Genomic DNA, 12,160 nt, shown 5'->3' with positions numbered 1-12,160 from the left:
CTCAGCGCCCGTCCACCGAGAAACGCCCAGGGCCGCTCACTGCCAGCAACAGCAAGCCACCCATGATGGCAAGGTTTTTCAGGAACTGGGTCATGTTGGCGCTGCGTTCGGGGTCGACCATGTTCCAGAACGGGTGGCCCAGCAGTGCCGTACCCAGCACGAACAGTGCGAATAGAAATGCCAGCGGGCGGGTGTAAAAGCCCAGGATGAGCAGGATGCCGACGACGAACTCCATGAGCACGGCAATCGCTGCCGCCAGCATGGGGGCAGGGGCGCCGAGCGACGTCATGTAGCCAACCGTGCCATCAAAGCCGGTCAGCTTGGCCCAGCCAGACAAGACGAACAAAATCATCAGCAGTACGCGGGCAATCAGGATAATGATGTCGCGTTGGCCATCTAGCAGCGAGTAGCGCATGGCGGCGTTCCAGTGGAAGAGGACACGCTCCACTTTAGCAGCTGCGCCAAGGATTGCTGGCAGACAGCAAAAAGGCGCCGCAAGGGCGCCTTTTCGAGGAAGTTTGGTGCGAGTGGCGGGACTCGAACCCGCAAGGCTCACGCCGACAGATTTTAAGTCTGCTGTGTATACCAATTCCACCACACTCGCACGCTTGAAAGGGTCGTGACGACCAGCCCGCTTCTAGCAGAAGGGCTTTGCAATCAAGCGCGCTTTATAACCCATTGTTATATTTGAGTCAACTGCAGCACCTATGATCAACAGAAGGGTTGGACCACTGGGCAATTGACACCTTGGTGTCATTACGCCACTGTTGCCGCCTTTATTGGATCCAAGAGTATGCCGCGATGACTCGGTCTGACCCTTGCACGCAAGTGGCGCGCCCACGGCTGTTCTGGCGGCTGCTATTTGCCCAGGTGATGGTGTTGGGCGCGTTTCTGTTCCTCAGCCTGATAAGCCTGGGTGGCTACCTGTTGATGCTCGGTTTCGATGCTGAGCACCCACAGCCGCAGCGGTGGATGGCTTTGGTGGGCGGAGGGGTTATCATGCTGGTTGGCCTGTGGCTGTTGAGGGTGGCGATGCCACGGCGCATCAGCCCCGTGCTGGTCGAGCCTGAACGCTGACCATCGCTAGCCGCTGGCGGGCACCCTCGGCTAACGTTTATGTCCCTTGCGCTGTGCCAGTGGAGTCTTCATGGTTTCAGCTGACTGCCTCGACAACCCCGTCATGCCTGAACACCGCTATGAGCAGCTGGTTCAGTCTGTGGTGGATTACGCCATCTACATGCTGAATACGTCTGGCCATGTGGTGTCGTGGAATGCCGGGGCGCAACGGATCAAAGGCTACCGCGCCGATGAAGTGATCGGCCAGCATTTCTCGCTGTTTTTCACCCCCCAGGACTGCGCCGACGGCCGCCCTGAGCGCTTGCTGCGCCAGGCGCTGGAGGAAGGAGTGGCGCAGGATGAGGGCTGGCGCGTGCGCAAGGATGGCACACAGTTCTGGGCCCTGGCGGCGCTGGATGTGATCCGCGATGACCAAGGGCAGATCATCGGCCTGGCCAAGGTCACGCGGGACATCACCGACCGCCGCGAGTCGGCGATGCAACTGGATGCAGTGCGCGCCCAGTTGTTCCAGGCGCAGAAGCTGGAAGCCCTCGGCCAGTTGACCGGGGGGCTGGCGCATGATTTCAACAACATGCTCACCATCATCATCAGTTCCGCGCGACTGGCGCTCGCCAGCAAAGACCCGGCGCGCATCGAGCGCATGTTGCAGCACATTCTCGTCGCCGGGCAGCGGGGCACTGAACTGACCCAGCAGCTGCTCAGCTTTGCTCGCCACCGTCAGCTCGATGTAGCGCGTGTCGCACCGGCAGACCTGGTCGCTGCTACCCGCGGCCTGTTGGAGCACGCACTGCCCAGCTCGATAGAGCTACAGGTGCAGTTGGAAGCGGACTTGCCGTTTATTGAAGTGGATGCCGGGCAGTTGCAGATGGTGCTGCTGAACCTGCTGTTCAACGCCCGCGATGCTATCGCAGAGGAGGGCCGGATAGGTCTGACAGTCGATGTGGTTGAGCTGGCTGGCGAGGTGGGAGGGCTGCACGGCAGCTTTGTGCGCTTCGTGGTGGAAGACAGTGGTGGAGGGATTGCACCAGAAATTCTGCCGCGCATCTTCGAGCCATTCTTCACGACCAAGGCGTTCGGCAAGGGTACTGGCCTGGGCCTTAGCCAGGTATATGGCTTTGCCAGGCAGAGCGGTGGCGCTATCCACGTCGACAGTGAGCCCGGCCATGGAACTTTCATGCAGCTTTACTTGCCAACGTATCAGGACAAGACCAACAGCCCACTCGACAGGTAAGCATCATGGCGCAGGCACTCAGGCGGTTGGTGACAGGTATCGAAGGGCTCGATGCGCTGCTCAAGGGGGGGCTGGTAGCCGGAGCCTCCTACATCATTCAAGGCCCGCCGGGTGCCGGCAAGACTATCCTGGCCAATCAGCTGGCCTACGGGCACGTGCGCTCGGGTGGCCGCGTGCTGGTCGCCACCTTGTTGAGCGAGTCGCATGAGCGGCTGTTCCAGTACCTGTCCACCCTGGACTTTTTTGACCCGACGCTGGTTGGCGATCAGATACAGTTTGTCAGTGCCTTCGATACCCTTGAGCAGGAAGGTCTGGATGCTGTGGTGCGGCTGCTGCGCCAGGAAATCGCCCGGCAGCAGGCCAGCCTGCTGATTGTCGACGGTGTGCTCAATGCCCGGGTGCGTGCCGAAACCACGCTGGACACCAAGAAATTCGTCTCCGAGCTGCAGGGCCATGCGGCCTTTGCCGGCTGCACCGTCCTGCTGCTCACCAGTGCGCGGCTGGACGAGGGCAGCCCGGAGCACACCATGGTCGACGGGGTAATCGAGTTGGGTGAGCAACTGGTGGGCAGCCGCGCCGTGCGGCATATCCAGTTGCGCAAGACCCGCGGCAGTGCGGCGTTGTCGGGGCGCCATGAATGCCTTATCAATGAAAGCGGCATGCAGGTCTATCCGCGCCTGGAAGCGTTGTTCAGCCACCCGAGCCAGATGGGCAGCGCCACCCCGGCGCGCATCAGCAGTGGTGTGTCATCCCTGGATGAGATGCTCGAAGGCGGCCTGGCGATGGGTTCGGTCAGCCTGTTGATCGGGCCCTCTGGTATTGGCAAGACATCATTGGGGCTGGCCTTTCTTGGCGCCAGCACCGTGCAGGCGCCGGGGCTGCATTTCGGCTTTTATGAAACGCCCGAACGCCTGCGCAACAAGGCTGCGTCGCTGGGTTATGACTTTGCAGCGATGGAGCAGGACGGTAGCCTGCAGTTGTGTTGGCAGCCGACTACCGAGGGCCTGCTAGACCAGATCGGCGCGCGCCTGCTCGAACGTGTCGAGGCGCAGGGCAGCAAGCGCGTGCTGATTGACAGCCTTGGGGCATTCAGTCGCCTGGCCGTCGATCCGGCGCGGCTCAATGGGTTTTTCCGCGCCATCGCCGGCGAGCTGCGTGCGCGTGATGTGAGCGTGATGTTGACTTGGGAAATGCGCGACATCTTCGGCGCGGAAATCAGCGCGCCGGCCCCGGACCTGTCGAGCATTGTCGACAACCTGATGCTGATGCGCTTCGTCGAGCTGGATTCTCAACTACGGCGCATGCTGTCGATCCTCAAGGTGCGTGACAGTCACCATGACCCGGCCTTGCACGAACTGTTGATCGGGCCGCAGGGCATTAGCTTGCGCAAGGCGTTCGAAGGCGCCAGTGGTGTGCTCTCGGGAACGCCCGTGCCGCAGGGGAGCGGGTGACGGAGCAAGCCGATGAACACCATCCTGATCGTCGATGACGAATACCTGATTGCCGATATCCTTGGTTTTGCCCTGGAGGACGAAGGCTATCTGGTAGAAAAGGCGAGCAACGGCTGCAAGGCACTGGAGGCCTTGAAGGAAAAGCGTGTTGAGCTGGTGATCACCGACTACATGATGCCGCTGCTCAATGGTGAGGAGCTGGTTCGTGCCATGCGCCAAGACCCATTGCTGTGCGAATTGCCGGTCATTCTGATGAGCGGCGCACAGGCCAGCCAAGGATGCCCGGCCCTGTTCGCCGCCATATTCGACAAGCCTTTCGACATGGACGAGATGATCGCCAAGGTGCGCCAGTTGTTGGGCACCTGAGCCTGGCGATCAAGCGCAGCCATGTTCCCAGGGGGCTCAGTGTGAGTCTTCGTGTTTCTCCGGGGCCGGGCTGCCAGCCTGAATACGCTTGAAGATCTCTTCGCGATGGACCTGAACATCTTTCGGTGCATCGATACCGATCCTCACCTGCATCCCTTTGACGCCCAGAATGGTGACTTTGATGTCATCGTTGATGACGATGCTTTCGCCAACCTTACGGGTGAGTATCAGCATGTAGTTCTCCTTGGTAATGTAAGAGTCCGCCGGCCTATTTGCCGCAGCGGTGGGAGCTTGTCCCTCTTCCTTCTCATTAAAGACGCTTTCGGCGGATAAGAATTCCCAGACAGACAAATTCTGTTGCGTGTCTTCACTTGCAGGGGCCGGTGCAAACCGTCAACGGTTTGTCGGCCGAGGTGCTCGATGGCAAGGATAGGGGGCTTGGACGCTAATGGGAAATTTCTTCGCATCATGGGCTAGATAGACAGGCTTAATGGTCATCCTGTTCCTCAAGCGCCTGAAGAAACAGCAATAATGCCACTTCTTCGGGGTCCAGGCCTTTGCGTACACGGTTTTTTGGCAAACTGGCCAAACGCCCCAGTGCATAGTGCTCCAGTACTGCCGGGTGGATATAGCAGCGCCTGCAGACTGCCGGCGTATTACCCAAGCGCGTTGCGACCTGGCGGACTATCGCCGCGACCTGGCGTTTGGCTTCGCTTTCCGGCTCCCAGGCCAGCGGTTTAAGTAAGTCCAGCGCCAGGCTGCTGCCGGCCCAGGTGCGGTAATCCTTGGCGGTAAAGTCCGCGCCGGTCAGTTGCTGCAGAAACTGGTTCACCTCACCCGAGCCTACGCTGTGGCGTTGGCCGTCTTCATCCAGGTACTGGAACAGCGCTTGCCCAGGTAACTCCATGCAGCGTTTGAGCAGGCTGGCCAGGCGCCGGTCGTTGAGGGTGACATTGTGTTCGACGCCGCGCTTGCCGCGAAACTGGAAGCGGATGGTGCTGCCTTTGACTTGTACGTGGCGGTTGCGCAGGGTGGTCAGGCCGTACGACTGGTTATCGCGCAGGTAGCGCTGGTTGCCGATGCGGATCAGGGTGTGGTCCAGCAGGCTCACCACCAGCGCCATGACTTTTTCCCGGTCCAGCCCTGGGCGAGCCAAGTGGGTCTCCAGTTGCGCGCGCAGCTTGGGCAGCGCTTTGGCGAAGGCCAGCATGCGCCCGTACTTGTGCTGGTCGCGCAGTTCGCGCCACTGCGCGTGATAACGGTACTGCTTGCGGCCACGGGCATCACGGCCGGTTGCCTGCAGGTGGCCCTGCGGGTCGGTGCAGATCCACACATCGGTATAGGCCGGGGGGATTACCAGGGCGGCGATGCGCGCAAGGGTTTCGCTGTCGCGTACCCGTTGGCCATCGGGATCCAGGTAAATGAAACGGTCGCGCCAGCGTCGCCGGGTCAGGCCCGGCTGGCTGTCGTCAACGTAATGCAGCGTGCGCGGCAGGGGGCAGTCGAGCATAGGGTGCGGGCCTTGATCGGGTCACTGATCAATGGACAACACCTGAGCGCAGGATGCTCAGCCTAAAAGGGCCACCGACTTGATCTGGGCGAACAGTACCTGGCCCGGGTGCAAGCCGAGCTGGTCTGCCGAGAAGCGGGTGATGCGCGCAAGCAGGGCATTGCCACCGGCATCCAGGCTGACCAGCACATGCGCCGGGTTGTCCGCCGGGCGGCTATCACGCACACGCACTGGCAGGCGGTTGAGGATGCTTGACGTACTGTCTGCCGCCAGTGCCAGGCTTACGTCCCGGGCCTGCACCTTGACCCGCAGCGTACTGCCCATCGTATGCGCCGGGTGGGCGATGCGCAGCAGCGGCCCGCTACTGCCGGGCAGGCGCAAGTCGAGCAGGTCGTAGTGCGGATCGTGCCCCACCACCATGCCCTCGAACACCACGCCAGCATCGTCGCCCTGGGCCAGCGACAGGTCCAGGCGGGCCAGGGTTTCGCCGATCGGGCCGCTGGCGACCGCCCTGCCTTGTTCAAGCAAGACCAGATGGTCGGCCAGTCGCGCCACTTCATCCTGGGCATGGCTGACGTACACCAACGGGATGTCCAGTTCGTCGTGCAGGCGCTCCAGGTAGGGCAGGATCTCGCGCTTGCGAGGCCCGTCCAGCGCCGCCAGCGGTTCATCCATCAACAACAGCCGTGGGCTGCTGAGCAAGGCGCGGGCAATGCCCACCCGCTGCGCCTCGCCGCCAGACAAGGTTGCCGGGCGGCGCTCCAGCAAGTGGCCGATACCCAATAGCTGGCAAGCCTGGTCGAGGCTGACCTTGCGTTCAGCAGCCGCTACCCGGCGCCAGCCGAATTCCAGGTTACCGCGTACCGACAGGTGCGGGAACAGGCTGGCCTCCTGGAACACGTAGCCCACCGGGCGCAGGTGCGGCGCCTGGAAGTAGCCGCGGGCGCTGTCTTCCCAGACTTCGCCATTAACCTCGATGTAGGCACTGGCGGCCCGTTCCAGGCCGGCCAGGCAGCGAAGGCAGCTGGTCTTGCCGGAGCCCGAGTGGCCGAACAGCGCGCTGATGCCGCGCCCGGGCAGGTGCAGGTCAACGTCCAGGGTGAAGTCGTCGCGCGCCAGGTTCAGGCGCGCCACTATCGATGCGGTCATGTCAGCTCCAGCCAGCTTTGCCGCGGCGTCCGGCGTACAGCAAGAGCAGCACCAGGAAAGAGAACACCAGCATGGCACCGGCCAGCCAGTGGGCTTGCGAATACTCCATGGCCTCGACGTGATCGAAGATTTGCACCGACACCACTCGGGTCTTGTCGGGAATGTTGCCGCCGATCATCAGCACCACGCCAAATTCGCCCACGGTATGGGCGAAGCCGAGGATGCTGGCCGTGACGAAGCCGGGGCGGGCGAGCGGCAGCACCACATGAACGAAGGTGTCCCATGGGCTGGCGCGCAGGGTAGCGGCGACTTCCAGCGGTCGCTGGCCGATGGCGCCAAAGGCATTCTGCAGCGGTTGCACGACGAACGGCATGGAGTACACCGTCGAACCGATCACCAAGCCTGTGAAGCTGAACACCACGCTGCCCAGGCCCAGTGCCTGGGTAGCCTGGCCTAGCCAGCCGTGTGGCCCCAGGGCGATCAGCAGGTAAAAGCCGATCACCGTCGGAGGCAGTACCAGCGGCAGTGCCACTACCGCACCCACCGGGCCGCGTAGCCATGAGCGCGTGCGCGCCAGCCACCAGGCGATGGGGGTGCCGATGACCAGCAGGATCAGCGTGGTCAGGCTGGCCAGCTTGACGGTCAGCCAGATGGCACCCAGGTCACTGGCGTCCAGGGGCATCAGCGTTCATAGCCGTAGGACTTGATCACCGCTGCGGCTTTCGGACCTTTCAGGTAGTCGACCAGCGCCTTGGCGGCAGCATTGTCCTTGCCTTTGTTAAGGATCACGGCGTCCTGGCGGATCGGGTCGTGCAGGTTGGCCGGTACGATCCAGGCCGAGCCGTTGGTTACCTTGCCGTCCTTGTAGATCTGCGACAGCGCAACGAAGCCCAGCTCGGCATTGCCGGTGGAGACGAACTGGAAGGCCTGGGTGATGTTCTGGCCTTCGACAATCTTGCCCTTGGTGGCTTCGGTGAGCTCCAGCTTGTCCAGCACCTGGGTGGCGGCCAGGCCGTAAGGTGCCGCTTTCGGGTTGGCGATGGACAGGTGTTTGTAGTCGTTCTTCTTCAGCACGTCACCCTTGGCGTCTACGTAGCCTTCTTTCGCCGACCACAGGGCCAGGGTGCCGATGGCGTAGGTGAAGCGCGACCCGGGGACAATTTCCTTTTCTTCTTCAAGCTTCTTCGGGGTGCTGTCGTCAGCGGCGAGGAACACTTCGAACGGTGCGCCGTTCTTGATCTGTGCGTAGAACTGCCCAGTGGCGCCGTAGGCCGCGACCAGTTTGTGGCCAGTGTCTTTTTCGAAGTCCTTGGCGATGGCCTGGATGGGGGCAGTGAAGTTGGCTGCGACCGCGACCTGGACTTCGTCGGCCCAGGCAGTGTTGAAGGCGAACAGGGTGGCCAAGGCGGTGGCGGCCAGGTGGGAGGGGCGGATACGCATCAAGACAGCTCCTTGGGGTTATCGTTATGTCCTGAACTATATAGCGATAGGCCATTTGCCGGGAAGGGGCTGGGTGATGCATTTGCAGGCTCGGCCTCTTCGCAGCACAAGGCTGCTCCTACAGGCGCCGCACCTTTTTAGGAGCAGCCTTGTGCTGCGAAGAGGCCGAGCCTGTATATGAAGATGCCTAACGATTAACCAAGGCCAGTGCCTTTTCGGCAATCTCCCGGGTCAGCTCCCCCGCAGGCATGTGCCTACCCAACCTCAGAGCCTGCCCTGCCCAGAGGTTGCTGAAGTCACTGTTACCCTGCGGATCGGTGATCGCCCGCAAAGGCATCAGTGCCCCACCCGCCAGCGGGAAGCGCGGTGCCAGGTCGCTCATCGGCCCTAGCTCGCGCATGATGCGGTTGTTGATGCCACGCGCCGGTCGGCCGGTAAACAGGTTGGTCAACGCCGTGTCGCTGGCGGGCGCGCTGTCCAGCGCCTGGCGGTGCGCCGGCGAAACCTTGGCCTCGGGGCAGAACAGGTAAGCCGTGCCGATCTGCACTGCCGAAGCGCCCAAGGCCAGTGCCGCCACCAGGCCGCGGTGGTCACCGATACCGCCTGCGGCGATCACCGGCACGCTGACCGCGTCCACCACCTGCGGCACCAGGGCAAAGGTGCCGATCTGGCTGGTAATGTCGTTGCTGAGGAACATGCCCCGATGGCCACCGGCTTCATAACCCATGGCGATGATCGCGTCACAGCCATTGCGTTCCAGCCACACTGCTTCTTCCACCGTCGTCGCGCTGGACAGGACCTTGGCACCACTGGCCTTCACCCGATGCAGCAGGTCAGCCTGGGGCAGGCCGAAGTGGAAGCTCACCACCTCCGGGCGCAGTTGCTCGATCAGCTGGCAGCTTTGTTCGTCGAACGGCGCACGGTTGGACACTGGCGTGGGGGCCGTGAAATCGGCACCCGTTTCGCTGTAATAAGGCTCAAGCGCCTGCTTCCAGCGTGCATCACGCTCGGCATCGGGCGCTGGCGGCTGATGGCAGAAGAAGTTCAGGTTCAGCGGGCGGCCCGGGCAAGCCTTTCGAAAGGCTGCGATCTCGCCACGCACCTGTTCGCCTGTGAGCATGGCGCAGGGCAGGGCGCCAAGCCCCCCGGCGTCGGCCACGGCAATGGCCATGGCCGAACCGCTGGCACCGGCCATGGGCGCCTGCAGAATGGGCAACTCGATGCCCAGCAGATCGAGGATACGACGGTCGGGCCAGTTGCTCATGCAGTTCTCCTTGGCGCGCAGCCTTACAGTGCCTTGCTCACCTGAATGTCGCTGATCTTGTCGGCGTCGTCGCCGTGGATCTTGCGCAGGGCATCGAGGGCCTGCGCCTGCGAGGCGTCGGGCATGACGGCGAAATCCCAGCGGCGCTCGCCGTCGAGCTTGTATTTGATGACGTATTTGATGTTCTGGGTCATGGCAGTCTTATCTGAGTTTCGACGAAGAGCGACGGATGATCTTGATCTTGTGGCTCAAGGTTGGCTTGCGCGTCACCGAGATAGGGCGCGTGGTCACGGTGTCGATGGTGATGTTCCAGAAACCGGTGCTGGGTACCGTAATTTTGGCCGGGAAGTCGACAAACTGACCGCCGTGGTAGGTGTGACGGCCGCCGTTCTTGAAGCTGCGGAAGTTGGCGTCGTTCATCAGGCGGATATTGCAGCGCTGGGAGCATTCGATGACGACGATGTCGTCCTCGTTGAGGTGCTCGCGCTGGTGGACGAATTTCATGTGATGCTCCGCAAGGGTTGGATCTGTAAAGGCAAAAGATACCACGATGTGTCGCTACACTGGCGCGCTCGATGGTCAGGCCCCGCTAAATCTGCCAATGCAGGGAGCAAAACGGCCTGGTTGTGGTCGAACTGGATTCTTGAAGGCTGAGGTGCTCTAAATGAAGTGGATGGTGGCGGTGGTGTCTTTGGCTCTGGGCGGTTGTGTGAGTGTTTCGGAACTGGAGCAATCCCACGAGACGCTGGATGTGATTTCCGGCAAGACCCCGCGTGAATATGCCGACTGCATCAAGCTAAAGCTGGCTGATACGCGCGATCCGTTGGTAGAGGAGCCACGTGGCGACGGCCTGCGCCTGATCGTGCCGCAGAAAATCAGCTCCGGGGCAGGCCCTGCGGCGCTGGTGGACATCGACAAGCGTGGCGGCGGCAGCAGCATCAAGCTGCATGAGCGGCTGAACAACTTCCCCCTGCGCCTGGGCGATGTGCGCACGGCGGCCACCCAGTGCATCTCCGGACATTGATCTGAGGCAACGGACCTTCCTGTCTTTGCTTATATGTTTTAAGCCTAAACATATAACAAAAGAAAAGGAGATTCGTGATGACACCGTTCAGACGCGCCCTGGTCGGCGGCGTGCTGGTCCTGGCCGGGCCCATGGCACATGCCGTGGAGGGCCAGAAAATCTTCACCCAGGGTGGGGCCAACCCCGCCGCCATGGCGTGCCTCGGGTGCCATGGCCCGGACGGCAAAGGTATCGCCGCTGCCGGCTTTCCACGTCTGGCCGGGTTACCGGCCGGTTACCTCAGCAAGCAATTGCACGATTGGCGCAGCGGCAGCCGCAAGCAGCCGGTGATGGAGCCATTGGCCAAGGCCTTGACCGAGGATGAAATCGAGGCGGTGAGTGCCTATCTGGCCAGCCTGCCGGCCGACCCCGCCAGCAAGTTGTGGCGCCAGCAAATCGCCGTTGACCCTACCACCCGAATGGCCCTTTACGGCGACTGGAGTCGTCAGATCCCGGGGTGTGTGCAGTGCCATGGTCCTGGCGGCGGTGGCGTTGGCGAACACTTTCCGCCTTTGGCCGGCCAGCCTGCCAGTTACCTGGTGGCCCAGCTCAATGCCTGGCGTGACGGCAGCCGCAGCAATGACCCCAACCAGCTGATGGTTGGCGTGGCCAAGGCCATGACCGATGAGGAGATCAAGGCTGTTGCCGAGTTCTTCGCCCGCGCCGTCAGCCAGGAGGTCAAGCCGTGAAACCAATGATTCCAACGCTGTTGCTGTTGGCCATGGGCAGCGCCCAGGCGGCCGTGCCGATCGCCATGGAAGATCAGTCGCAGTTGAACGTGCCTGGCCTGCAGGCTGCGCCGCAGTTCGTGCCGCCCGCTGAAAACGCGTTGCCCGACAACGCCTTTGGCAAGATGGTGCGCGAGGGCCATGCCCTGTTCGTCGATACACGCCGGCTGATGCCCGAGGCCGTGGGCAACGGCATGAACTGCAGTAACTGCCACCTCGACCAGGGGCGGCTGGCGCATTCGGCGCCGATGTGGGGCGCTTATCCGATGTACCCCGCATACCGCAAGAAAAACGACAAGGTGAATACCTATGCCGAGCGGATCCAGGGGTGCTTCCAGTTCAGCATGAATGGCAAGCCACCTGCCGCTGACAGCCCGCAAATGACGGCATTGGCGACCTATGCCTACTGGCTTTCGACCAAGGCGCCAACGGGGGTGGAAATTGCCGGGCGGGGTTACCCGGAAGTGCCGCAGCCCCAGGGCGGCTATGACTTCAAACGTGGCCAGCAGGTGTACCGCGAGCAATGCGCGATCTGCCATGGCGACAACGGTGAAGGGCAGAAAGTGGCCGGTGAGTACGTGATGCCGCCGTTGTGGGGCAAGGAGTCCTACAACTGGGGCGCCGGTATGCACCGTATCAACACAGCGGCGTCGTTCATCAAGTCCAACATGCCGCTGGGCAAGCCGGGCAGCCTCAGCGATCAGCAGGCCTGGGACGTGGCGGCGTGGATCAACCGCCACGAACGGCCGCAGGACCCGCGGTTGGTCGAGGGCTCCATCGAGAAGACGCGGGTGAAGTTCCATGCCAATGACGGCGTGAACCTGTATGGTCAGAAGGTAGATGGGGTGCTGATCGGGCAGGGCACCGGTAGCTGATGCAGC

The 12,160-nt window shown here is 62.2% G+C and carries 16 protein-coding genes and 1 tRNA gene; 7 read left to right on the top strand and 10 right to left on the bottom strand.

The genetic code is table 11. The annotated features are described in order from the left end of the window. Nucleotide 1: 1 nt before the first annotated feature. Together OZ911_RS18725 and OZ911_RS18720 are read right to left on the bottom strand one after the other, a co-directional pair. A complete protein-coding gene (locus OZ911_RS18725) occupies nt 2-415 on the bottom strand; it encodes a DoxX family protein (RefSeq protein ID WP_016487942.1) in 414 nt (137 codons plus the stop codon). Between the two features lie 104 nt (nt 416-519). Further along, nucleotides 520-604 (bottom strand) — tRNA-Leu (locus tag OZ911_RS18720). Between the two features lie 197 nt (nt 605-801). Here OZ911_RS18720 and OZ911_RS18715 point away from each other — a divergent pair. The 4 genes from OZ911_RS18715 (at nt 802) to OZ911_RS18700 (ending at nt 4,125) form a co-directional block, all read left to right on the top strand. Further along, entirely contained in the window at nt 802-1,077 is a 276-nt protein-coding gene (locus tag OZ911_RS18715) for a hypothetical protein (RefSeq protein WP_016487941.1), read from the top strand. Nucleotides 1,078-1,147: 70 nt separating this feature from the next. Continuing rightward, the gene (locus tag OZ911_RS18710; RefSeq protein ID WP_070086354.1) at nt 1,148-2,308 is read left to right on the top strand and encodes a two-component system sensor histidine kinase NtrB; all 1,161 of its coding nucleotides are present in this window, start codon (nt 1,148-1,150) and stop codon (nt 2,306-2,308) included. Between the two features lie 5 nt (nt 2,309-2,313). Next, entirely contained in the window at nt 2,314-3,759 is a 1,446-nt protein-coding gene (locus OZ911_RS18705; protein WP_016487939.1) for an ATPase domain-containing protein, read from the top strand. A gap of 12 nt (nt 3,760-3,771) precedes the next feature. Next, complete coding sequence (locus OZ911_RS18700) at nt 3,772-4,125, top strand: response regulator (protein ID WP_016487938.1); 354 nt, start codon at nt 3,772-3,774, stop codon at nt 4,123-4,125. A gap of 36 nt (nt 4,126-4,161) precedes the next feature. Here OZ911_RS18700 and csrA read toward each other — a convergent pair whose 3' ends face one another. The 8 genes from csrA to OZ911_RS18660 all read right to left on the bottom strand — a co-directional run bounded on the left by csrA (nt 4,162) and on the right by OZ911_RS18660 (nt 9,992). Further along, on the bottom strand, nt 4,162-4,359 hold the full coding sequence (csrA, locus tag OZ911_RS18695) for a carbon storage regulator CsrA (RefSeq protein WP_012051904.1): 198 nt from the start codon (nt 4,357-4,359) through the stop codon (nt 4,162-4,164). Nucleotides 4,360-4,612: 253 nt separating this feature from the next. After that, nucleotides 4,613-5,635 carry a DNA topoisomerase IB gene (locus tag OZ911_RS18690; RefSeq protein WP_016487937.1) on the bottom strand — a complete coding sequence of 341 codons (1,023 nt, stop codon included), beginning with the start codon at nt 5,633-5,635 and terminating at the stop codon, nt 4,613-4,615. Between the two features lie 57 nt (nt 5,636-5,692). Next, nucleotides 5,693-6,784: a molybdenum ABC transporter ATP-binding protein gene (gene modC, locus OZ911_RS18685; RefSeq protein WP_016487936.1), complete on the bottom strand. Its 1,092-nt coding sequence runs from the start codon at nt 6,782-6,784 to the stop codon at nt 5,693-5,695. Nucleotide 6,785: 1 nt separating this feature from the next. After that, a complete protein-coding gene (modB, locus tag OZ911_RS18680; RefSeq protein ID WP_016487935.1) occupies nt 6,786-7,466 on the bottom strand; it encodes a molybdate ABC transporter permease subunit in 681 nt (226 codons plus the stop codon). Further along, nucleotides 7,466-8,224 carry a molybdate ABC transporter substrate-binding protein gene (gene modA / locus OZ911_RS18675; RefSeq protein ID WP_016487934.1) on the bottom strand — a complete coding sequence of 253 codons (759 nt, stop codon included), beginning with the start codon at nt 8,222-8,224 and terminating at the stop codon, nt 7,466-7,468. The genes modB and modA overlap by 1 nt, the downstream gene beginning before the upstream one ends. 187 nt (nt 8,225-8,411) lie before the next feature. After that, nucleotides 8,412-9,488 (bottom strand): NAD(P)H-dependent flavin oxidoreductase, encoded by a 1,077-nt coding sequence (locus OZ911_RS18670; protein ID WP_016487933.1) that lies wholly within the window; start codon nt 9,486-9,488, stop codon nt 8,412-8,414. 23 nt (nt 9,489-9,511) lie between these two features. Further along, entirely contained in the window at nt 9,512-9,682 is a 171-nt protein-coding gene (locus OZ911_RS18665) for a hypothetical protein (protein ID WP_016487932.1), read from the bottom strand. 7 nt (nt 9,683-9,689) lie between these two features. Next, nucleotides 9,690-9,992 (bottom strand): DUF1883 domain-containing protein, encoded by a 303-nt coding sequence (locus OZ911_RS18660; protein WP_016487931.1) that lies wholly within the window; start codon nt 9,990-9,992, stop codon nt 9,690-9,692. A gap of 160 nt (nt 9,993-10,152) precedes the next feature. Here OZ911_RS18660 and OZ911_RS18655 point away from each other — a divergent pair, with 160 nt between their 5' ends. The 3 genes from OZ911_RS18655 to OZ911_RS18645 all read left to right on the top strand — a co-directional run bounded on the left by OZ911_RS18655 (nt 10,153) and on the right by OZ911_RS18645 (nt 12,154). Beyond that, nucleotides 10,153-10,512, top strand: coding sequence for a hypothetical protein (locus OZ911_RS18655; protein WP_016487930.1), 360 nt, complete (start codon nt 10,153-10,155; stop codon nt 10,510-10,512). A gap of 77 nt (nt 10,513-10,589) precedes the next feature. Next, nucleotides 10,590-11,240 carry a c-type cytochrome gene (locus OZ911_RS18650; RefSeq protein WP_023047946.1) on the top strand — a complete coding sequence of 217 codons (651 nt, stop codon included), beginning with the start codon at nt 10,590-10,592 and terminating at the stop codon, nt 11,238-11,240. Then, complete coding sequence (locus OZ911_RS18645; RefSeq protein WP_016487928.1) at nt 11,237-12,154, top strand: c-type cytochrome; 918 nt, start codon at nt 11,237-11,239, stop codon at nt 12,152-12,154. The genes OZ911_RS18650 and OZ911_RS18645 overlap by 4 nt, the downstream gene beginning before the upstream one ends. Nucleotides 12,155-12,160: the final 6 nt, after the last annotated feature.

The sequence above is a fragment of the Pseudomonas fortuita genome (assembly GCF_026898135.2).
GTDB classification, from domain to species: domain Bacteria; phylum Pseudomonadota; class Gammaproteobacteria; order Pseudomonadales; family Pseudomonadaceae; genus Aquipseudomonas; species Aquipseudomonas fortuita.
Note: the sequence above shows the minus strand (reverse complement) of the source record. Positions and strands in the feature narration are given on the sequence as shown.